The following is a 21,286-nucleotide window of genomic DNA, read 5'->3' as shown; positions in this document are numbered from 1 at the left end:
TCGGGCGTCACCTTCGTCGCCGTGAATGAGGGCGTGACGCTCTCTGTCCCGCACCGCCGGATCACCGTCGGTGCCACCGCCAACCTGCGCGACATCGGCGACTACCCGGCGGGGAGCACCCGCACCCAGTGGGGACGGTTGTTCCGCTCCGACGCACCCCGCACCGTCGACGGCCTCACCGCCCTGGGTCTGCGGACCGTGATCGACCTGCGCGACGACGCCGAGCTCGACGCGCAGCCGACCGGCCTGCACGCGATCGTCCCGGCCGTCCTGCACCGCCCGCTGCGCCCGCGCCCCCTGGTGACCGCGGACGTGCTCGGTGCGCCCGACCGGCTCGCCGAGCTGTACATCGGCATGCTGCGCCACCGCGGCCCGCAGCTCGCGCGCATCGTCACCGATCTCGCCCGCCCGGGCGCGCTGCCCGCGCTGGTGCACTGCGCGGCCGGGAAAGACCGGACCGGCGTGGTGGTCGCGCTCGTCCTCTCCGCGATCGGCGTGCCCGACGACGTGGTGGTCGCTGATTACGCGCTGACCGGCGACCACCTCACGCCCGCGTTCTTCGCGACCCTTCCCGCGGCGTCCGCCGCCACCGACGAAGGCGTGGAGACGCTTCGCGGCGCCCGCCCCGAGTCGATGGCCGCGATGCTGCGCTTCCTCGCCGACGAGCACCGCGGCGCCCGCGCCTACCTCATCCGGCACGGGACGCCGGCCGAGGCGATCGAGCACCTCCGCACCGCACTCACCCACTGAGCCATCGAGCCCACTGGCCATCGAGCCCACTGAGCCATCGAGGAGCCGCATGAAGATCGCGCAGATCTCCGACACCCACCTCACCGCCGCCGACGGCCCGACCGTCGACGGGTTCCGGCTGCTCGCCCACCACCTCAACACCGAGGTGCGCCCCGATCTGGTCGTGCACACCGGCGACATCCAGTTCCTCCACCCCGACGTGGCCGAGGACCGCGCCCGTTCCCGCGAGCTGCTCGACCTGATCGAGGCGCCGCTCCTGGTCGTTCCCGGCAACCACGACGTCGGCATGCCCGGGCTGGGCGCCTGGGCGGGCCTGGTCACCACCGACGAGCGGGTCGCCGCCCACGAGGCCGTGTTCGGGCCCGACCACTGGCGCCACGACTCCGACGAGGCCACCCTCCTCGGCATCGACAGCGAGCTGCTCGGCTCCGGTCTGCAGCGCGAGGCCGACCAGTGGCGCTGGCTCGAGCAGACCGTCGGCGAGCTGCGGCCCGGCGTGCCGGTGCTGCTGTTCCTGCACAAGCCGGTCTGGCAGGTCACCGAGGAGCCGGTCGGCTACCAGACCGACATCGGGCCGGTCGCCCGCGACCGCCTGCTCGCCCTGCTGGCCCGCACCGAGCTGCGCGCCGTCGGCTGCGGGCACCTGCACCGCTACCGCGCCGTGCCGCGCGGCACGGTGATCGAGGTGTGGGCGCCGGCCACCGCGTACCTGTCCGCCGAGGACGACCGGATCGAGGGTCGGCACGAGCTGGGCTTCGTCGAGTGGGTCGTCGCGGAGGGCGCGGTCAGCGCCGAGTTCCGCACGGTGCCGGGAATGCCTCAGCTGCACTCCGCCGACGTGCCCGCGATCGCCGAGACGATCGAGGCCATGACGGGCGCCGGCGTCTAGCGCCAGCACTTCGCGACGGCCAGTCGCGGATTCGGGCTCGCGCTGCAGACCTCGCCCACCGAAGCCGATGAACGGATCCGCGTCGCCCGGGATCTGCAGGACGGACTCGACTACGTCCGCTCGCCGCACGCCGCCGGGAAGATCGACGAGAAGCAGGTCACCGCGACCGCCGACGCCACCGAACTCTTCGATTCCGACGAGCGCACCCGGGTTCGATCAGAAGATGGCCGACAACGGCATCGAGTCACTGCCGGTGGGGGCGGGTGCGCAACCTCGCCAACCGCGGCCAGACGGCGCCGGGCGTCAAGACCCCGAGCGCACAACCTCGCCCGGCCCAGCGCGGTTGATCTACCCCTCCACCTCCCGCATCATGGCCGCGATCTGCAGAATTCGGGTGGTAGCGCCTCGGTGCTGCTAGGACCCGGCCTACGCGCACGTCGCCGTGCCACTGCGGTGGCTCCTCCGATCCCCCACCCCTGACCCCGCCATCTCACCCGCCGGCACCCAGCCTCGAGACCGTGACGCATCAGCAGTTAACGTCGCACGTAACGGCCGCCGATTATCGTCCTTCGCGGCGTATTCTGCCTTCATTCCCGACGAATACACCATCGGGTACCTCGCGGAAATGTTCCCGAAACCTCCGCGCAGCACACTCGTTGGCTCCAGCATTCATCCGACGCGCGGTGTTCGCGCGATAGAAATGCCGGCTTCGGCCCGGATCGCCGCAGAGTCCATTGCAGCGCCAGGCCGGTCAGATGAGGAGGACGGATGCGGGAACCACGTCGTAGAGCCGTCGCCCGTGGCGTGGCAGTGCTGGGTGCGGTGCTGTCGTGCTGCGTTGCCGCACCAGCCGTCGCGGCGGCCGCCGACACCCCGACCGGCTGCACGGAGCAGCGACTACCGGTTCAGGTCGCGGGTCGCCAGTACACGGTCGCGGGCACGCTGTGCGTCCCGGAGGGTGAGGTCCGCGGCATCCAGGTCCTCGCGCACGGCGGGACCTACACACGGCAGTACTGGGACTGGCCGATCAACTCCGACCAGCTCTCGTACGTGGAGCACGCTCTGGCTGACGGCTACGCCACCTTCGCCTACGACCGTCTGGGGGTGGGCGAGACCGACCGCCCCTTCGGCCTGACCACGACCGTTTCCCACGGCGCAGATGCGTTGCACCAGGTGATCAGCTGGGCCTCGTCGCTGTACGACGACGTCACCGTGGTCAGCCACTCACTCGGATCGGCCATCGCCGTCAACGAGGCGGGCCGTTACGACGATGCCGACAGGCTGGTGGTCACCGGCCTGCTGCACGTGCCGTTCAGCGCGCGGACCCCTGTCTCGTTCGCGACCGACATCACCTACCCGGCCTGTCTGGATCCCGTGACCAAGGGCTACGGATGCGATTACCTGACGTCCCGCCCGGGAGCGAGAGGAGATCTCGTGTACTCCGACACCGCGGACCCGGCCGTGATCGAGTACGACGAGGCGCACAAGTCCGCCATGGCCGCCGGCCAACTGGCCAGTGGCATCACCGAGCTGGCACCGGGAACGGCGCCCGCCTCACGGATCAGGATCCCGGTCCTGCTCGCGATGGGCGGGAAGGACTTCTTCTGCGGCGCCCTGCTGCAACCGTGCACCGAAGCCTCGATCCGGGAGAGCGAGTCGCGCTACTACGCCAACGCGGCCAGCTTCGACGTCTACGTGGAACCCACCTCCGGCCACAACCTCGCGCTGCACCCGACGGCCCCGCAGACCGAGGACGCGATCGACGCCTGGATCCGTTCCCAGCAGAAGTAGGGCAGGCCACGCCTCGGCGAGCGGCCCCTGACTCCCGGCTGCGGTCAGGGGCCGGCGTCGCAGATCGGTGAGTTGGTCACTGCGCAAGGCCCGGGTTCGCACGTACCCAGCCCCATGTCGGTCGGCGCCGAGGACGAAGCGCAGTCAGCCTCGCCACCAGGGAGGCAGCTGGTGCGCACAGACCCCGCGCTGGCGCGTCGAACATCCTGGGTCCAGGCGCGGCTCCGGTTTCCTCTCCAGATCAGAACCGCTCCCCGACCGCGCGCCCGTACCGCGTGACGGGACCGGCGTGACGTTCACCGCTCGTGCTTGCGCCGTGGGCCGTGATCTCGCCCGAGCGCTCGGCCCGGGTGGTGCTCATGCGCGAGCACGGGTCCGTCGCGGTCGGCACCGACCTGGCCAACACCGTGCGGCTGTGCGTGTACCTGGCGCGCAACGCCCGGGCGCTCACGGCAGCGCGGCAGCTCGGGCCGGTGGAGCCGCTGTCCGCGGGCGAGATCGCCGCCCGCCGCCGCACCCTGCTCCGGACGGGCCGGAGGTACAGCACAGCTGGCAGCTGGAGCCGCCCGGGCCGGGGCGACCGACTACGTGGCGTGATCCGGATCGTCGGCGTAGGCGAGGGCGTGGCAGCCCTTCATGAACGCCTTGCGCTGAGCGGGCGACAGCGGCGCGAGCAGGCGCTCCTGCACCCGCAGGACGGCCGGCGTGAGGTGCAGCAGCTCGTCGCGGACGGCGTCGGTGAGCCGCAGGACGCGCCTGCGCGCGTCCGCCCCGTCGCGTTCCCGGGCGACCCAGCCGCGCCGCACGAGCCGCTGCGCGACGTCGGCCATGCTCGACTTGTCCAGCGACGCGAGCTCGCCCGCCGTGCTCTGGTCGATCCCTTCCGGGTGTGCCCAGAGCGCGCTGAGCACCGCGTACTGCGGCGCGGTGAGGGTGCGCCCGACCTCGATCCCCCACGCCACCGTGTGCACCTGCTGGGCCCTGCGGATGAGGTGCCCCGGTGCGTCGCGGAGGGGCAGCACGGCCCTCTGCGGGGATTCCGGCGGCGGGACGTCCCCGGCGTAGGCGACCAGGCGCAGCGCGTCGACGAAGGACTTGCGCTGCCTCGCCGGCACCGCCTCCAGCAGCTGCTCCTGCACCAGCTGCGCGCGCCGCGTCACCTCGGTCAGTGCCGCCCGCGCGAGCGGAGTCAGGCGCAGGACCTTGCGCCGTCCGTCGTCGGGATCGCGGGCGAGCAGCAGCCAGCCCCGCCCCTCCAGCCGCGCCACGACGTCGGCCGTGCTCGACTTGTCCAGGGACGCGCGCTCACCGGCCGTGCGCTGGTCGATGCCCTCGCCCACGGCGATCGCGCTGATCAGCGCGTACTGCGGGCCCGTCACATCCAGATCGTCGGCGAACTGCCTGGTCCACAGCGTGGTGTGCCGCTGCTGGGCGCGGCGGATGAGGTGCCCGGCGGCCTCGTGCAGCCGCAGCATCGGCCCGGCCTCTTCGGCCCGGTGCCTGTTGTCGATCAGCTCGGTCACCGGCGGCTTCCTCGGCGCAGGGTGATGGTCCGCACAGGGACGATCATACTGCCCGGTAGGGCGCTGGGAGCGCCTGCAACGCATCGAGTTCTCGGTCCGCACACGTCGTGAGCCAGCGCTTCCGTTCGGGTGCAGTCTCCCCGCTCCCGGCCGGGACGGCCACCCAGGCTGCGCAACCGCACGGATAGCATCGGCCGCGGGCCCCACCGATGATCGAGGAGTGTCGATGACGCGTCGCGTGCCGTCGAAGGCGGAGCGCGCCGCGGCCGTCCGCCGGGAGAAGGAGGAGCACTACCGGCGGAGCTTCCACGTGGAGCCGGTCAGCCGGATCGCGGACCGCGTCGCCGAGCAGGTGCGCGACTACATCGTCGAGAACGACCTGGAGATCGGCGCCCGACTCCCGTCGGAGCGCAAGCTCGCCGAGCTCGTCGGCAGCTCCCGCCCCACGGTGAGCCAGGCGCTGCGCAGCCTGGCTGTGACCGGCCTCATCGAGATCCGGCCGGGATCCGGCGCCTACGTCCTGCGCAAGCCGACCACGGCCGTCGGCACCGGCGTGCAGATGATGATCGAGCTCGAGCCCGACAGCATCGACGAGGCCGTCGAGATGCGGCACCTGCTCGAGCTCGCCGCCGCGGACCTGATCACCGCGAAGCCGCAGCTGCAGGTGACCGGGATCGAGGAGGCGCTGCAGCGGCTGCGGGCTGCCCGGGGCAGCGCATCGGAGTGGATCGCGGCCGACACCAACTTCCACGTCGCCTACGTCCGGCTCGCCGGGAACCGCTACCTGACCAGCGTCTTCGAGAGCGTCCACGACATCGTGGTGACCAAGGCGTACGAGCGGTGGATCGTCGCCGGTGAGGCGCCACCGTGGCTCACCGGCGAGGAGTTCGGCGCCCAGATCGCGCTGCACGAGCCGATCGCCCGTGCGCTGCAGGACCGCGACCACGCAGAGCTGGTCACGGCCCTGCAGCGCCATCAGGAGGCCCTCGAGGAGCACATGGGCGTTCGCCGCTGAGCGGGGCGTGCTCAGGCAGCCGTCTCCGCCGCTGCGGCCAGCCGCAGCGGCCGCAGCGCCCGCTCGACACGGGCCAGCTCGTCGAACATGGCCGTCGCCGCAGCTTGCATGACCCCGTTCGGGACCAGTGCCGACTCCTCGTCGAGGAAGTCCCGGACGAACGGGATGGACACCGCTTCGTTCAGCGGAACCATCTTGAGGGTGGTCACCACCTGCTTGATCATCTGAGCGGCCCGGGTGCCCGCCGAGACACCGCCGTAGCTGACCAGGCCGACCGGCTTGTACTGCCACTCGTGGTGCAGGTAGTCGATCGCGTTCTTCAGCTCGGCGTTGTAGCCGTAGTTGTACTCGGGCATCACGAACACGAAGGCGTCCGCCTCGGCCACCTTCTCGCTCCAGTCCCGCGTGTGCTGGTGGACGTAGCGCCGCAGCCGCGGGTGGTGGGGCTCGTTCATGAACGGCAGGTTGACCTCGGCCAGGTCCACCAGCTCGACGGCGAAGCCGCCGTGCCGGCGGGCCTCCTCCTCGACCCAGCGGGCGACGGGCAAGCCGACCCGGCCGGGGCGCGTGCTCGCGAGGATGATCTTCAGATCCGGCGACGTCGGACCGGTCACTGCAGGGTGCTCCCAGGTCGAAGGGCGATGTGCTTGTACTCGGTGAAGTCCTCCAGCGCCGCCAGCCCGTTCAGCCGGCCCTGGCCGCTGTGCTTGTAGCCGCCCTCCTCGAACTCGTCGTAGATCATGGCCCAGTCGTTGATCCAGACGGTGCCGGCCTCCAGCTGCCGGGCGACCCGCAGCGGCTGGTCCACGTCGCGGCTCCAGACGCTGGCGGCCAGGCCGTAGACGCTGTCGTTGGCCAGCGCGACGGCCTCGGCCTCGGTGTCGAAGACCTGCATCGTCAGGACCGGGCCGAAGACCTCGTTCTGCACGATGGGCAGCTTCGGGTCGTCCACCTCGAGCAGGGTCGGCCGGTAGAACGCACCGCTCGCGAGCGGGCCGTCGGTCACCGGGCCGCCCCGGACGACCGGTCGCGCACCGGCCGCGATCGCGTCCTCGACCAGGCCGTCGACACGGGCCACGTTCGCCTTGTCGATCAGCGGGCCCATGTCGCTCGCCGGGTCCGCGGCCGGGCCCGGCACGACCGCCTCCAACCGCTTGGCGAGGGTCTCGCGGACCTCGTCAGCGATCGAGCGGTGCACCAGCAGGCGGCTCCCGGTCATGCAGAACTGGCCGGCGAAGGTGGTGAGGGCCTTCTCCAGCACCGGCAGGGCCTCGGCGAGGTCGGCCGACTCGAACAGGATCATCGGGGTCTTGCCGCCGAGCTCCAGCCCGAAGCGCTTGAGCTGGGCGGCGCCGACCGCGGAGATGGCCTTCCCGGTGGCCGTGCTCCCGGTGAAGCTGATCGCGGGCACGTCGGGCGACTCGATCAGCGCCGAGGCCGCCTCCCGGTCGGCGGTGACGATGTTCAGCACGCCGCGCGGGAGCCCCTCGGTCTCGGCGATCACCTCGGTGAACAGCCGGTTGATCTGCGCGGTCTGCTCCGGCAGCTTCACCACGACCGTGCAGCCGGCCGCCAGCGCCGGCGCCAGCGAGCGGATGGTCAGGATGACCGGCGAGTTCCACGGGGTGATGACGCCCGCCACCCCGACGGGCTCGCGCACCACCATCGAGTACCGGCCGGGCTTGACCTCGGCCGCCCGGCCGAAGTCGGCCAGGGCCAGCGCCGCGTTGTAGCGCAGCTTGGGGGCGACCATGTCGATCTCCAGGGTCGCCTCGGCCTTGACCTTGCCGTTGTCCAGCGACAGCAGGTCGATGAGCTCGTCACGGCGGGCCTCGATGCGGTCGGCCATCCGGTTGAGCACCGCCGCCCGCAGCTGGCGGTCGTAGCGCCAGTCGGTCTCGCGGAACGCGCGGCGGGCGACCTGGATCGCCCGCTCGACGTCCGCCCGGGTCGCCTTGGCGTAGGTGCCGATGCGCTCACCCGTGGCGGGATCGAAGCTGTCGTCGTGGACCTCGGAGTCGGTCCAGGCACCGTCGATCCAGTTCAGCGCGACGGTGCCGGTCGTAGTGGACATAGTTGGTCCGTTCCTCAGGAGGTTGGTGCAGGCTTCAGGGCACGAGGACGACCTTGGCGCCGTCCGTGCCGGCGGCGACGGCCTTGTAGGCGCTGCTCGCCTCGTCGAACGGGAACACCACGGTCCGGGGCGCGTGCAGCACGCCGGCCTCGAAGCCGCGCCGCAGGACGTCCAGGACGTCGGCGGCCTTGGTCAGTGACAGGTCGAGCGTGTTGACCCCGAACAGGGCGCGCTCGTTGCGGTAGAAGTCGAGGATGTTGATCGGCGCCAGGAGGGTGCCGAGGCTCGCGATGACGGTCGCCCGCCCGCCGTGGCGCAGTGCGCTGCTGACCGAGTCGAGCAGGTCCCCGCCGACGGTGTCCAGCGCCGCGTCGACGCCGACGCCGCCGGTCGCCTCGCGCACGGCCTCCACCAGGTCGGACGACGTCGTGTCGACGGTCAGGTCGGCCAGCAGGTCGTCGGCGAGCCGGCGGTCGGCACCGATGACCGTGGCCCCGCGCCAGTGCGCGATGTCGGTGGCCGCCCGGCCGACCGTGCCGGACGCCCCGGTGACCAGGACGGTCTCCCCGGCCTGGAGGTTCGCCCGCTCGGCGAGGGCCAGGTACGCGACCGAGTGGCTGACGCCGACGGCGGCGGCCTGCTCGAAGAACAGGTTGGCCGGCTTGGGGCGCACCGTGTGCTCCGGCACCACGAGGTACTCGGCCTGGGTGCCGTCCCGGGTGACGCCGAGCCCGCCGCTCGTGCCCCAGACCTCCAGGCCGCGCAGGTGATCCGGCCCGTCGACGACGACTCCGGCGTAGTCCCGGCCCGCGGTCCGGGGCGGGGCCACGGCCGGCTGCTTCACGGCGGACTGCACCCGCCCGGCGAGGTTCGCGACGTCCACCGGGTTCACCGCGGCCGCGCGTACCTCGACCAGCACCTCGCCGGGTCCGGGCCGCGGCGTCTCGACGTCCTCGACGACGAGCGCGTCCGGCCCGCCGTACGCGACGATTCTGACCGCACGCATGGGTTTCCTCTCTTCGTGGGATCGATCGAAAGGCCGGTGCACCCGTGCCACCCCCACACGGGCCCGGGTGCACCGGCCGGGTGTGCCCGCCCCGGCGGGCGGGCGCTCAGGACCAGTGGTCGAGCGTGTCGACCTTCCCGGCGAGCCAGTCGCGGCCCAGCGCGTAGAGCGCCTCGGTCCGCGGACCGGTCGTGCCGGGCATGTCGGTCTTGACCTGGTAGCCGACCTTGGTCTGCAGGTAGGCGAGGTGCCGGTAGCCGACGGGGAAGCGGGCGAGCAGCTCGGGATCCAGCTCCACCGTCGCGCCGGGCTGCACCGGGTCGATGCGGTCGCGCTCGTAGATGGGCTGCCGCAGGACCATCCCCCACCGGCCGTCCCGCTTGGCGAAGAAGTCGAAGAACCGGCCGGTGCAGACGACGTCGCACTCGACGCCCTCGACCAGGTCGCGCTGGGCGATGGTCATCTTCGTCTGCGCGATCGCTCGGTCCCCGGCCACCTCGACGGTGGTGCCGCCGTGCGAGTGCAGGATGCTGATCCCCCGCTCCCAGCCTTCGCGGGAGGCCTGGATGAACTCGTCCGCGGTCCCCTGCCACCAGGTGGCCAGCACCCGGCCGTCGGGGTGGAAGACCGTGCGGAACCGCTCCCAGTCACCGGCGTCCCGGTAGAGGATCCAGTTGTCGACGAGGGTGCGGATCTCCTCGGTGTCCGAATTCATGTCCTTCCGCCCGTCAGATGAAGAACTTGTCGGACGTCGGGGTGCCGTCGCGGCGCAGGTAGCCGTTGTGCGTCCGCTCGAGGCGGGTCTTCTCCAGCATCGAGAACGCGTTGTGCTTGGTGAGGACGTCCGCGCCGTTCAGCCGCTCCTCCCAGCGCTGCCCGTTGGACGTGACCCGCTCGAGCATCTTCTTGGTCACGTAGTTGACCAGCGCCGCGAAGTAGTTCTCCTCGACGGCTCGGAACGCCGCCTTGTACGGGCCGTCCATGCCGGCGTGGAAGTACTCCATCGGGATGGTCTCCAGCGCCTCCCGGGAGAAGCGGACGAGGTCGTCGATGTACTCGACACCCTCCTCGACGTCCGCCCGGTTGCCGAGCCGGGACACGTGCCCGCTGACCACCGTGTCGAAGTCGTACTCGAGCACCTGGTGGTGCGCCTGCTCCCAGCCGGCCAGGTTCTCCGAGGAGTCGCAGTCGCGGAAAGTCACCCAGGCCGGGCTGGCGATGTCGATGGCGGCGAGCACCTTCTGCCGGGGCAGGTAGGTGAAGATGTTGCCCTCGGTGTGGTTCTGGCCCTTGTAGGACAGCTCGATCGGCACGCCGCCCACCTCCAGGGTGGCGTCGGTGGCGAACGTCTCGGTCGGCAGCGGGCGGTACTCGTCGGGGAACCGCGCGAGCAGATCACGGGTCCGCTCGTGGGCGACGATCGTGATGCCCGGGTCGAAGATGCGGGCAGCACCGATGTGGTCGGCGTGCCAGTGGCTGTAGATCAGGTGCGTGACCGGCTCCTTCGTGACCGACTCGATGGCCGACAGGAGCCGCTCACCGATGGCCGGCGGCGCGTCGAGCACGACCACGCCCGAGCCCGTGACGACGAACATGCAGTCGTACCACCCGACCGACACCCAGTAGACGCCGTCGCGGATCTCCTCGACGTGGTAGCCCTTCTCGAGCCGGTCCGGCGTGAAGAGGATCCCGTACGAGCGCTCCGGCGGCGGGGCGAAGTCCGTCAGCTTGATGAACGAGGCTCCCTTGGGGCCCAGGTCGTCCACCAGCCATTCGGGCTTGCTTCCGTTGCCTGCAGCAGTCATGTTTCTCTCGCTTCCGTTTTCCGTGATCCGGAATGCAGATCTCCGCGGTCCGGGATTCAGTCCGATTCGCCCATCAGCAGCACGGGCTTGATGACCTCGCCGCGCGCCGTGTCCTCGAACGCCTGGTTGATGTCGGCGAAGTCGTAGGTGCGGACGAGGCGGTCGAAGGGGAAGAGTCCCGCACGGTAAAGCTCCGCCAGCTTGGGGATGAACGTCTGCGGAACGGAATCGCCCTGCGCGATTCCGCGCAGCACGCGGCCGCCGTTCAACAGGGTGTTCATGTCGATCGGCGCCGTGGTCCCGGCCGGCGCTCCGCCGATCAGCGCGGCGACGCCCATCGGACGCAGCACCTCGACCGCGAGCGCCAGCATCCGCGGGATCGCGGTGATCTCCAGGACGTGGTCGAACCCGCTGGGCCGGATCTGCCGCAACCGGGTGGCGGTGTCCTCGGTCCGCCCGTTGACCGTGTGGGTGGCCCCCAGCTCGGCGGCCAGGGCCAGCCGAGAGTCGTTCACGTCGACGGCGACGATGGTCGTCGCACCGACCGCCTTCGCCGCCATCACCGCGGCCAGGCCGACCGAGCCGGTGCCGAACACCGCGATCGACTCGCCCGCACCGACCTGCAGGGAGTTCATCACCGCGCCCGCCCCGGTCTGCATCCCGCAGCCGAGCGGGCCCGCGAGCCACAGCGGCATGTCGTCGGGGAGCCGCACCGTGTTCCGCTCGTTCGCGAGGGCGAACCGGGCGAACGAGGACTGGCCGAAGAAGTGGCCGTGGACGCCGTCGCCGTAGGCGTTGCTGCCGTCCAGCCGCGCCGCGCCGAACGCGAGCGGGAAGCCGTACTCGCAGTTCGCCGGGGCACCGGCACGGCAGGATGCGCACCGTCCGCACGAGGGGAAGGTCAGCGCGACGTGGTCACCGGGTGCCACGTCCCGCACGGCGGAGCCCACCTTCTCGACGATTCCGGCGCCCTCGTGACCGAGGATCACCGGCATGGGGATCGGGTATTCCTGGTTACGCGCGTGCGCGTCGGTCTGACAGACCCCGGTGGCGACGATCCGGACCAGCACCTCGTCCGGCCGGGGATCCTCGACGCTCACCGTCCGGAACTGAAAGGGTTCTCCTTTCCCTTCGACGACGGCGGCTTCCACTTCAAGCGCTGCGGACGGCATTGTTCGGCCTTCCTCCTTGGTTCGTTCGTCCATCGGTGCGCGGTTCGACCGGCGTCGGGGCATGCGGCACTGCACCGTCGGCGGTGTCCGCGTCCGATTCCCCGAGGACGCGGCGGACCGACCGCTGTGCCCGGTCACCCGGCCACCTGCACCGCGTTCGGCTATGTGGCATAGCCACCTATCCGCTTTGAAAATTCCCGATGGGCACGTGTGTCGCTCGCCACTGCCCCACCGAGGCCCGTGGCGGCACCCCGTACCACGGCGAGCATGTCGTCCACCGGTGTGGCAGCGCGACGCACGCCGCTTCGCGCTCGACGTGCGCCGCGCTCGTTCAGGACCGGCCGGTCAGGCTTCGAGGATCCTGACCGCAGCCGCGTGGATCGACGCGCTCCTGCGCCCCGGCAGCGCCCGGCTGAGGAGGAGGGCCACCACGGCGAGCACCGCCGCGACGGCGAAGACGCTGCTGAAGGCCGACCAGCTCGGCACCGCGACGTCGGGGAGCAGATCCCCGGCCAGGATGCCGCCGCTGACCTGGCCGCCCAGGGTGGATCCCACGCTCCTGATAGACGAAGGCCGCACCCGCCACGCTCGCGACCCTGGACACCGGGACCGCGGTGACGACGGTGTTCATGGCCTGGGTGACGCCGATGCCGAGGCCGAATCCCACCAGCATCGCCGAAGCCGCGAGTGCACCGGGTTCGCCGCGGGCGACGAGCAGCGTGGCGCAGGAGGCGACGATCGCCCCACCCGCCAGTGCCATCACGCCGCGCGCGCTCAGCAGGCGCTCCAGGCGCCCGGTCAGGGGCGCGGCGACGGTGCCGACGATCCCCATCGGCAGCAGGATCAGACCGGCCGTGGTCGCGCTCTCCTCGAGGCCGTACCCAGTGCTTGCCGGCGCGGCGACGATGGTGGAGATGGTCAGCTGCGTCGCCGTGACGACGAAGCCGGTGACGAACACGATCAGGCAGACCGCGGCGACGGTCGGCCTGGCGAGCAGCCGCATGCTCACCAACGGCTCGATGGTCCGCAGCTCGAGCAGGACGAAGGTCGCCAGCATCACCGTCGCGATCACCCCGAGCCCGAGGACCTCCGCGGAGAGCCAGCCCCAGACCGGGGCCTGGGTGAGACCGATCAGCAGGGCGAGCAGGCCGACGGACAGGACCACCGCACCGAGCCGGTCGACCCGGCCCCGAGCGGTGGGCGGGCACGACGGCACCGCCCACCACGTGCCCACGGTGATCACCACGAGCAGGACGAACGGGATGCCGTACAGCCACCGGTGCGACCCCAGTGCCTCCAGCAGCGGGCCGGCCACGACGAAGCCGACGGCGGAACCCACCGCCGACGCTCCGACGACGAGGCCGTTGCCGCTCTTGACGCGGGCGGGCGGCTGGGTGTCGCGGATGATCCCCAGACTCAAGGGCACCAGGCCGAGCCCGACACCCTGCAGGACCTGACCGACCGCCAGGACGGTGACCGAGGTCGCCGCCCCGGCCACCAGCGTGCCCAGGGAGACGATCAGCAGAACGACGAAGAGGACGGACCGCTTGTCCCGCACTTCGGCGAGCCTGCCCACGAGCGGCGTGGTCACCGCCGCCGCCAGCAGCAGGCCGGTGAAGACCCAGGCGATGGACGCGGGCGAGGCCCCGACGGCCTGTTGGATGACCGGCAGAGCCGGGACCAGCATCGCCTCCAGCAGGGAGTACCCGGCGGTGGCCGCGACGAGCAGGACCAACGTGGATCGGCCGCGGGCCGGCACGCCGCGCGGCTGGGAGTGAGCACCCATGGAAGGACCTTTCGGGAGGTGTTGCGAGTTCCGCACGGCGTCGTGCTTGTGAGGGACTTGCCGATCCGCGACGTCGCGGCCTTACGAGAGGGCCTTGCAGAAGGGTCTTGCGAGAGGGTCTTGCGGGAAGGCTCTGCGGGAGGCTGTTGCGGGAGGAGGACCCGAGGACGGCTGTTACGAGGCGGCCTTCACCAACCGGGTCTGGCGGGCCGGCGCGGTCGCGATGACCACGGGCGGCGGGGCGGAGCGGCGGCCGACGTGCTCAGCGGCCGCGAGGATCGTCGCGACCTGCGCCACGACCGCGGGACGGACGTCGACGGGCTTGTCGGGCAGGACGACCTCGGCGTCGCGGAGCCAAGCGTGGAAGAGCTGCTCCGCCTCGGCACGGGCGCGGCGGATCCCGTCGCGGACGTTGCCGCAGGCTGTCTCCGCGTCGAGCATGCGCAGCGCCGTGGCCACCGCGCGCAGGCGCAGCGTGTGCGGGAGGCCCTCGAACGAGCTCTCCTCGGCCACCGACGCCGGGCGCCGGGATGCGGACGCTTCGGCGATGACGCCCCACCCGGCGATCACAGCGTCCGCCGTGCGCCGCATGTCCGACAACGAGCGCCGGAAGGGGGTGTCGAGGCGCAGATCGTCGTCGGCGAGCGCCAGCACGTGCCCCAGGTGGTGGATCGACAGGTCCAGGATGTGCAGGCTGTCGGCGACGACGTCGGCGTAGCTGCGACCGCTCGCACCAGTGCTGGCGGCGCGCGGGTCCGGCCAGAGGGGCGTCTCCGTCACCACGGTGACGGTGCCGTGGCGACGGGCGTACTCCCCGCTGCTCGCTCCGGTCACAGCCACCGCGGCCCCGGCTGCGCTCGCCAGCTCCGCAGCGGTGGGCATACGGAGCACCCCGGGCCGGATCGCCCCGGTCGGGGCTTGGAACACCGCGTTGTGCAGCGGCAGGCCCGCCCAGTCGGCGGCCTCGGCCAGGCGGTCGGCCAGTTCGGGGTCGTCGCTGGTGGTGTAGTGGAACACCCCGCCGTACTCACTGTTGTGCAGCGCGCACTGGACCTCGGGCCGCACCTCGTCGATCACCCGGGCGAGCGCCACCGTCTCCGGCAGCATCCGATCGAAGTACCCGGGTTCGCGCAGGTGCGGGAACGTCCACTCGACCTGCTCGGCGGTCGCGGGCCGGTAGAACCCGCGCAGGTACCGCTCGCGCCCGTCCGGGCGGACGTACCAGGACTCGTTCAGCCGGGCCGCGTCGGGATCGACGCACGGGACGAGGTGCCAGCGGAAGCCGAGGCGCTCCCGCAGCCGGTCCTCGGCGCACAGCAGCCAGGCCAGCTCACGTACGGCCAGGAAGCCGACCGGCTCGTTCGCATGCGGACCGCCGAAGACCAGCGCATCGCACTCGCCGTCGCCGACGGTGGCCATGCGGATCGGTTCGCCCAGCCGCGATGTGCCGATCCGGCGCACCCGTACCAGGTCGGGGTAGCGCTGGGCCAGGCGGTCCAGCTCGGCCTGCATCTCGTCGACCGTGGGGAAGCGGTCGAGCGCGGGGATGTGCGCCAGGGCGGCGCGGAGGTCACTGGACATCGCCCGGAGCTCCATTCCGTATAGGCACTATTGGAATAGTGACACTATGAAATCTGTGATCACAAGAGGGTCGGCGGGAGGACGCGGATGCCCGGCAGGCGAGCAGAGCGACGACGACGCAACGCCGAGGCACTGATCCGGGCCGCGGACCGGCTCTTCACCGAGCACGGCTACCGGGCCGTGCGCATCGAGGAGATCGCCGAGGCGGCCGGCATGACCACCGGCGCGATCTACTCGATCTTCGGCTCCAAGCGCGCGCTGCTGCGGGCGGTCCTCGGCAGCCGGATCGACCGGATCGCCGACGACACCCGGGCGGCGCGAGCCGACGAGCAGTTGAGCGCCGTGGAGGTCGTCGCGGCGTACGCGCGCGCCCACTGCCGGCTCGTCGCGGCGGACTGCCTGCGCGCGCTGCGGCTGGAGATCGAAGCGCTCGCCCTGTGGCTGCAGGGCGGATGGCGGACCGAAGAGCTCGCTGCCCAGGCCGAACGGTCCGGGCTGGCCACGGCCCTGACAGGCCGCCGGGTCGGCACCGGCGCGGACCGCCGGCTGACCGCCGCCGAGGCGGCGACGCTGGCCACCGCCGAGACGGCGCTGTTCACCGGCCTCGCCCGGACGTGCGCGCTCGCCCGGATCGCACCGGACCCCGATCTGTGGGCACGCGCCGCGATCGCCCTCGCCACCGTCGTCGACGGGGCCCTCGACGCCGCGCCGCCGGACGCCTGAGCGCAGCCCCGAAACCCACGGACGGCACTCTCGTGAGCAACGGTGCTCACGAAAGTGCCGTCCGTAGGAGTTCGAGGCGGAGCACCTCGGCTCGGCCGGGCCCGGCGCCCGAGTCAGGCCGCGCTCGCCGCCGCGCTGCGCCGCACCGCCGTCGCGGTGGCCGCCCCGGCCACGACCGCCGTGACCGCGAGGAGCAGGAACCCGATCAGGTAGCTACCGGTCGTGCCGACGACCAGCCCCATGACCAGCGGCGGGAAGAACCCGCCCAGGCCGCCCGCCGCGCCGACGACACCGGTGACGGAACCGACCCGCTCGGCCGGGACCATGCGCGTGACGAGGGCGAACACGGCCCCGGTGCCGGCACCGAGGGCAGCGGCCATCCCGAGGAAGGCCGCGGTGGCCCCGGGCACGAGCGGCAGCTCGAGCCCGGCGACGAGGGCGAGCAGCGCGGTGACCCCGAACGCCGTGACGAGCACGCGGACCGGGTCGAAGTGGTCCGACAGCCAACCCCCGACGGGCCGCGTGGCGACGGCGAGGACGACGAAGCCCGCGGTGCGCAGGGCAGCGTCGGCGCGGTCCAGCTGGTAGGCGCTCACCAGGTAGGTCGGCAGGTACACGCTGAAGGCGACGAAGCCGCCGAACGCCACGGCGTAGAGGAACGACAGCTGCCAGGTCGCGGCCAGCCGCAGGGTGGTGCGCAGTCGGTCCACCATGCTGCCGGTGGCGATGGGCCGGTCGGGGCGGTCGCGCAGCAGCAGCCAGGCGATCGCCGAGTAGCCGACGAGCACGACCGCGACCAGGTCGAAGGGGAAGCTCGGGCGCACCGCCGTGGTCAGCTGCACGGTGGTGAACGCGGAGATCGCGGTGCCGCCCATCCCGGCCCCGAAGATCCCCAGCGCGAGGCCGCGGCGAGCCGGCGGGAACCAGGCGTTCACGAACGGCACGCCGATCGCGAACGTCGTACCGCCCAGGCCGAGGAAGAAGCCGCCGATCAGGTAGGCCGCCAGCGAGTCGGCGAAGTGGCCGAGGTAGACCACGGGCAGAACGGTCAGCAGCGCGACCGCCGGGAACATCCGCCGGGCGCCGAGCCGGTCGGTCAGCGCACCCACCGGGATGCGCCCCAGCGACCCGACGACGACCGGCACCGCGACCAGCAGCGACTGCTCGAAGGAGCTGAGCTGCAGCTGGTCCCGCAGGGTCGCGCCGAGCGGCGAGAGCAGCGCCCACGCCCAGAACGTCAGCGCGAACCCGATCGTCGCGACCGCCAGCATCACGCCGGGCCGTGCCTGCTCTCCTGCGTTCACGGCGGCCCCCGCCTCGGCCGATGGAGCGTCTGGTCAGCGCCGGTCAGGATCCCGCGGCATCGACCTGCGCGGAACGGGCCGTTGGTCCCTTCCTGAAGGCCTCTCGGCCGGATCGGCAGCGGCGCGGAGCTGGGACGATTCCGCTTCCGCGGAATCGGCTGGACGGAGAGCCAGATGAGCCCGGAGGCCAGCGACGGCAGGAAACCCGGAACGGACGGTCCGGCGGCGGACGCGCTGCTGCGCACCGGCCGGTTCTTCACCCGCGCGGAGACGACGGACGATCTGCGGGCGGTGTTCAAGGAGGGCGGCCGCGAGGGCGACGTCTTCTACCGGGACCGCTGGAGCCACGACAAGATCGTCCGCTCGACGCACGGTGTGAACTGCACGGGCTCGTGCTCGTGGAAGGTCTACGTCAAGGACGGGATCATCACCTGGGAGACCCAGGAGACCGACTACCCGTCGGTCGGGCCGGAGTCCCCGGAGTACGAGCCGCGCGGCTGCCCGCGGGGAGCGGCGTTCTCCTGGTACACCTACTCCCCCACCCGGGTCCGCTACCCGTACGCGCGCGGCGTGCTCGTCGAGATGTACCGGGAGGCGAAGGAACGCCTCGGCGATCCCGTCGCGGCGTGGGCCGAGATCACCGGCGACCCGGCGAAGCGCCGTCGCTATCAGTCCGCCCGCGGCAAGGGCGGGCACGTGCGCGTCACCTGGGACGAGGCCGTCGAGATCGTCGCCGCCGCGCACGTGCACACGATCAAGACCTACGGGCCGGACCGGATCGCCGGCTTCTCCCCGATCCCGGCGATGTCGATGGTGTCGCACGCCGTGGGCTCGCGGTTCATCGAGCTGATCGGTGGCGCGATGACCTCGTTCTACGACTGGTACGCCGACCTGCCGGTGGCGTCGCCGCAGGTGTTCGGCGACCAGACCGACGTGCCGGAGTCCGGGGACTGGTGGAACGCCACGTACCTGATCATGTGGGGCTCGAACGTCCCGGTGACCCGCACACCGGACGCGCACTGGATGGCCGAGGCCCGCTACCGCGGCCAGAAGGTCGTCGTGGTCTCCCCCGACTACGCCGACAACACGAAGTTCGCCGACACCTGGCTCCCCGCGCAGCCCGGCACCGACGGCGCGCTGGCGATGGCCATGGGCCACGTCGTGCTGAAGGAGTTCTTCGTCGACCGGCGGGTGCCGTTCTTCGTCGACTACGCGCAGCGGTTCACCGACCTGCCGTTCCTGGTCACCCTGCGGGAACGGGACGGGGCGTACGTGCCGGGGAAGTTCCTGACCGCCGCTGACCTCGGCGACGACGGCGAGGGCGCGCAGTGGAAGACCGTGTTGCTCGACGGCCGCACCGGCGACCCGGTGGTGCCGAACGGTTCGCTCGGCTTCCGCCACACCGGCTCCGGTGCCGGCCGCTGGAACCTCGATCTCGGCGACATCGCCCCGCAGCTCACCCTGCTGGACGGGCAGGCGGTCGAGGTCCTGCTGCCCCGCTTCGACGGCGCCGACGGGCTGCTGCGCCGCGGCGTGCCCGTGCGGCGGATCGCCGGCCGGCTCGTCACGACCGTCTTCGACCTGGTGCTGGCCCAGTACGGGGTGCACCGCGAGGGCCTGCCCGGGGCGTGGCCGGCCGGCTACGACGACGCCGGCGAGCCCTACACCCCGGCCTGGCAGGAGGCGATCACGTCCGTCCCGGCCGCGCAGGTCGTGCGGGTGGCCAGGGAGCTGGCGGGCAACGCCGAGGAGTCCGGCGGCCGAACCATGATCATCATGGGTGCGGGGATCTGCCAGTGGTTCCACGGCGACGCCACGTACCGCGCGGTGCTCGCGCTGCTGATGCTCACCGGCTCGATGGGCCGCAACGGCGGCGGCTGGGCGCACTACGTGGGGCAGGAGAAGTGCCGGCCGGTCACCGGGTGGGCGACGCTGGCGATGGCGACCGACTGGCAGCGCCCGCCGCGGCAGATGATCGGCACCGCGTACTGGTACACGCACACCGACCAGTGGCGCTACGACGGCTACCGCGCCGACGCGCTCACCTCGCCGCTGGCCGAGGGGAAGCTCGCCGGCCTGCACACGATGGACACCGTCGCGCTGTCCGCCCGGCTGGGCTGGATGCCGTCGTACCCGCAGTTCGACCGCAATCCCCTCGACGTCGCCGACGAGGCGGTGGCCTCCGGCCAGGACCCCGCGCAGTACGTCGCGGAGCAGCTCGTCCGGGGTGAGCTGCGGTTCGCGGTCGAGGACCCGGACGCACCGGCGAACTGGCCGCGGTGCCTGACCCTGTGGCGGGCCAATCTGCTCGGCTCCTCGGCCAAGGGCGACGAGTACTTCCTCCGGCACCTGCTCGGCACCCACCACAACCTGCAGGCCGAGCAGACAGCGCCGGACCGCCGTCCCCGGGACGTGGTCTGGCGCGGCGCCGAGCCACCGGAGGGCAAGCTCGACCTGCTGCTCTCGCTGGACTTCCGGATGACCAGCTCGACGCTGCTGTCCGACGTCGTGCTGCCCGCCGCCACGTGGTACGAGAAGCACGACCTGAACACGACGGACATGCACCCGTTCGTCCACGCGTTCAGCCCGGCGATCGATCCGCCGTTCCAGGCCCGCACCGACTTCGCCGCGTTCCACGCGATCGCGCAGCGGTTCTCCGAGCTCGCCCGCGCGCATCTCGGGGTGCGCCGGGACGTCGTCGCGGTGCCGCTGCAGCACGACACCCCCGGCGAGACGGCGCAGCCGGGCGGACGGGTGCTCGACTGGCGGCCCGGCGAGTGCGCGCCGGTGCCGGGCCGGACGATGCCGGACTTCGTCGTCGTCGAGCGGGACTACCCGGCGGTCGCCGAGAAGCTGGCCGCGCTCGGGCCGCTGGTGGATCGGCTCGGCGTGACGACGAAGGCCGTCACCTACCACCCCGACGAGGAGGTCGCCCACCTCGCGGCGAAGAACGGGGTGATGCTCGGCGGGGCCGCCGACGGTCGGCCCGCCCTCGACACCGACGCGAAACTGGCCGAGGCGATCCTCGCGCTCTCCGCGACGACCAACGGCCGGCTGGCCGTGCAGGGGTTCGCCGAGCTCGAGCGACGCACCGGCACGCGCCTGACGGACCTGGCCGCAGGCAGCGAGGAGAAGCGGATCTCGTTCGCCGACACCCAGGCCCGGCCCGTGCCGGTGATCACCAGCCCGGAGTGGTCGGGCAGCGAGACCGGCGGGCGGCGGTACGCGCCGTTCACGGTCAACGTCGAGCGCGGCAAGCCGTGGCACACCCTGACCGGGCGGATGCACTTCCTGCTCGACCACGACTGGATGCACGAGCTCGGCGAAGCGCTGCCGATCTACCGAGCGCCGCTGGACATGGCGACGCTGTTCGGCGAGGGCCGGCCCGGCGACGTCGCCGACGACGGCGCGTCGGTGACCGTCCGCTACCTCACCCCGCACTCGAAGTGGTCCATCCACTCCGAGTACCAGGACAACCTGTTCATGCTGTCGCTCTCCCGCGGCGGCCCGGTCGTCTGGATGAGCGTGCCGGACGCGACCGCGATCGGGGTGCGTGACAACGACTGGGTGGAGGCCGTCAACCGCAACGGCGTGATGGTGCTGCGCGCCGTGGTCAGCCACCGCGTCCCGGCGGGCACCGTCCTCGTCCACCACGCCCAGGAGCGCGTGGTGAACGTCCCGCTGTCGGAGGCCACCGGTCGCCGCGGCGGCATCCACAACTCGATCACCCGCATCCTCGTCAAACCGACGCACCTGATCGGCGGCTACGCCCAGCTGTCGTTCGCCTTCAACTACCTCGGCCCGACCGGCAACCAGCGCGACGAGGTCACCGTGATCCGTCGCCGCCGCCAGAACGTGGAGTACTGA

Annotated in this window: 16 protein-coding genes; 6 read left to right on the top strand and 10 right to left on the bottom strand. The window is 71.9% G+C overall.

Features of this window, described 5'->3' with window-relative positions; all coding sequences use genetic code 11:
- The first annotated feature begins 33 nt into the window (after window positions 1-33).
- From BUE41_RS02435 to BUE41_RS02425, 3 genes are all read left to right on the top strand, one after another.
- A complete protein-coding gene (locus tag BUE41_RS02435) occupies window positions 34-750 on the top strand; it encodes a tyrosine-protein phosphatase (RefSeq protein WP_159444847.1) in 717 nt (238 codons plus the stop codon).
- A gap of 49 nt (window positions 751-799) precedes the next feature.
- Window positions 800-1,639, top strand: coding sequence for a metallophosphoesterase family protein (locus BUE41_RS02430; protein ID WP_073455193.1), 840 nt, complete (start codon window positions 800-802; stop codon window positions 1,637-1,639).
- Window positions 1,640-2,443: 804 nt separating this feature from the next.
- Window positions 2,444-3,430, top strand: a complete 987-nt coding sequence (locus BUE41_RS02425; RefSeq protein WP_073455192.1) for an alpha/beta hydrolase — start codon at window positions 2,444-2,446, stop codon at window positions 3,428-3,430.
- Window positions 3,431-4,014: 584 nt separating this feature from the next.
- On the opposite strand, the gene BUE41_RS29435 is transcribed toward BUE41_RS02425, so the two are convergent.
- Window positions 4,015-4,953 carry a MarR family winged helix-turn-helix transcriptional regulator gene (locus BUE41_RS29435; RefSeq protein ID WP_084754268.1) on the bottom strand — a complete coding sequence of 313 codons (939 nt, stop codon included), beginning with the start codon at window positions 4,951-4,953 and terminating at the stop codon, window positions 4,015-4,017.
- A 226-nt stretch (window positions 4,954-5,179) separates the two neighbouring features.
- Between BUE41_RS29435 and BUE41_RS02410 the strand changes: the two genes are divergently transcribed.
- A complete protein-coding gene (locus BUE41_RS02410) occupies window positions 5,180-5,968 on the top strand; it encodes a FadR/GntR family transcriptional regulator (RefSeq protein WP_073455190.1) in 789 nt (262 codons plus the stop codon).
- Window positions 5,969-5,979: 11 nt separating this feature from the next.
- On the opposite strand, the gene BUE41_RS02405 is transcribed toward BUE41_RS02410, so the two are convergent.
- The 8 genes from BUE41_RS02405 to BUE41_RS02370 all read right to left on the bottom strand — a co-directional run bounded on the left by BUE41_RS02405 (window position 5,980) and on the right by BUE41_RS02370 (window position 15,392).
- Window positions 5,980-6,582, bottom strand: coding sequence for an NADPH-dependent FMN reductase (locus BUE41_RS02405; RefSeq protein WP_200803733.1), 603 nt, complete (start codon window positions 6,580-6,582; stop codon window positions 5,980-5,982).
- On the bottom strand, window positions 6,579-8,042 hold the full coding sequence (locus BUE41_RS02400; protein WP_073455189.1) for an aldehyde dehydrogenase family protein: 1,464 nt from the start codon (window positions 8,040-8,042) through the stop codon (window positions 6,579-6,581). Before BUE41_RS02400 ends, BUE41_RS02405 begins: the two co-directional genes overlap by 4 nt.
- Before the next feature lie 34 nt (window positions 8,043-8,076).
- Window positions 8,077-9,048 carry a quinone oxidoreductase family protein gene (locus BUE41_RS02395; RefSeq protein ID WP_073455188.1) on the bottom strand — a complete coding sequence of 324 codons (972 nt, stop codon included), beginning with the start codon at window positions 9,046-9,048 and terminating at the stop codon, window positions 8,077-8,079.
- A gap of 106 nt (window positions 9,049-9,154) precedes the next feature.
- Window positions 9,155-9,763 (bottom strand): nuclear transport factor 2 family protein, encoded by a 609-nt coding sequence (locus tag BUE41_RS02390; protein WP_073455187.1) that lies wholly within the window; start codon window positions 9,761-9,763, stop codon window positions 9,155-9,157.
- Window positions 9,764-9,776: 13 nt separating this feature from the next.
- Window positions 9,777-10,853 carry an MBL fold metallo-hydrolase gene (locus tag BUE41_RS02385; protein ID WP_084754266.1) on the bottom strand — a complete coding sequence of 359 codons (1,077 nt, stop codon included), beginning with the start codon at window positions 10,851-10,853 and terminating at the stop codon, window positions 9,777-9,779.
- A gap of 56 nt (window positions 10,854-10,909) precedes the next feature.
- Window positions 10,910-11,953, bottom strand: a complete 1,044-nt coding sequence (locus BUE41_RS02380; RefSeq protein ID WP_234996920.1) for an NAD(P)-dependent alcohol dehydrogenase — start codon at window positions 11,951-11,953, stop codon at window positions 10,910-10,912.
- Window positions 11,954-12,356: 403 nt separating this feature from the next.
- Window positions 12,357-13,811, bottom strand: coding sequence for an MFS transporter (locus BUE41_RS02375; RefSeq protein ID WP_200803732.1), 1,455 nt, complete (start codon window positions 13,809-13,811; stop codon window positions 12,357-12,359).
- 174 nt (window positions 13,812-13,985) lie between these two features.
- Window positions 13,986-15,392, bottom strand: a complete 1,407-nt coding sequence (locus BUE41_RS02370) for a M14 family zinc carboxypeptidase (protein ID WP_073455185.1) — start codon at window positions 15,390-15,392, stop codon at window positions 13,986-13,988.
- An 87-nt stretch (window positions 15,393-15,479) separates the two neighbouring features.
- On the opposite strand from BUE41_RS02370, the gene BUE41_RS02365 reads away from it, so the two are divergent.
- On the top strand, window positions 15,480-16,115 hold the full coding sequence (locus BUE41_RS02365; RefSeq protein ID WP_073455184.1) for a TetR/AcrR family transcriptional regulator: 636 nt from the start codon (window positions 15,480-15,482) through the stop codon (window positions 16,113-16,115).
- A 113-nt stretch (window positions 16,116-16,228) separates the two neighbouring features.
- Here the strand turns inward: BUE41_RS02365 and BUE41_RS02360 are convergent, their stop codons facing one another.
- Complete coding sequence (locus tag BUE41_RS02360; RefSeq protein ID WP_073455515.1) at window positions 16,229-17,386, bottom strand: MFS transporter; 1,158 nt, start codon at window positions 17,384-17,386, stop codon at window positions 16,229-16,231.
- Between the two features lie 207 nt (window positions 17,387-17,593).
- Between BUE41_RS02360 and BUE41_RS02355 the strand changes: the two genes are divergently transcribed.
- Window positions 17,594-21,286 (top strand): nitrate reductase subunit alpha, encoded by a 3,693-nt coding sequence (locus tag BUE41_RS02355; RefSeq protein ID WP_073455183.1) that lies wholly within the window; start codon window positions 17,594-17,596, stop codon window positions 21,284-21,286.

Source organism: Pseudonocardia thermophila, from assembly GCF_900142365.1.
GTDB classification, from domain to species: domain Bacteria; phylum Actinomycetota; class Actinomycetes; order Mycobacteriales; family Pseudonocardiaceae; genus Pseudonocardia; species Pseudonocardia thermophila.
The sequence above is the reverse complement of the archived record's forward strand: the minus strand, read 5'-3'. Positions and strand labels throughout refer to the sequence as shown.

Excerpts from the sequence above, each read along its gene's own strand:
- BUE41_RS02360 (WP_073455515.1), bottom strand. The coding sequence starts at position 17,386 with ATGCTGGCGGTCGCGACGATCGGGTTCGCGCTGACGTTCTGGGCGTGG.
- BUE41_RS02355 (WP_073455183.1), top strand. The coding sequence starts at position 17,594 with ATGAGCCCGGAGGCCAGCGACGGCAGGAAACCCGGAACGGACGGTCCG.
- BUE41_RS02410 (WP_073455190.1), top strand. The coding sequence starts at position 5,180 with ATGACGCGTCGCGTGCCGTCGAAGGCGGAGCGCGCCGCGGCCGTCCGC.
- BUE41_RS02385 (WP_084754266.1), bottom strand. The coding sequence starts at position 10,853 with ATGACTGCTGCAGGCAACGGAAGCAAGCCCGAATGGCTGGTGGACGAC.
- BUE41_RS02395 (WP_073455188.1), bottom strand. The coding sequence starts at position 9,048 with ATGCGTGCGGTCAGAATCGTCGCGTACGGCGGGCCGGACGCGCTCGTC.
- BUE41_RS02400 (WP_073455189.1), bottom strand. The coding sequence starts at position 8,042 with ATGTCCACTACGACCGGCACCGTCGCGCTGAACTGGATCGACGGTGCC.
- BUE41_RS02390 (WP_073455187.1), bottom strand. The coding sequence starts at position 9,763 with ATGAATTCGGACACCGAGGAGATCCGCACCCTCGTCGACAACTGGATC.
- BUE41_RS02365 (WP_073455184.1), top strand. The coding sequence starts at position 15,480 with ATGCCCGGCAGGCGAGCAGAGCGACGACGACGCAACGCCGAGGCACTG.
- BUE41_RS02375 (WP_200803732.1), bottom strand. The coding sequence starts at position 13,811 with ATGGGTGCTCACTCCCAGCCGCGCGGCGTGCCGGCCCGCGGCCGATCC.
- BUE41_RS02370 (WP_073455185.1), bottom strand. The coding sequence starts at position 15,392 with ATGTCCAGTGACCTCCGCGCCGCCCTGGCGCACATCCCCGCGCTCGAC.
- BUE41_RS02430 (WP_073455193.1), top strand. The coding sequence starts at position 800 with ATGAAGATCGCGCAGATCTCCGACACCCACCTCACCGCCGCCGACGGC.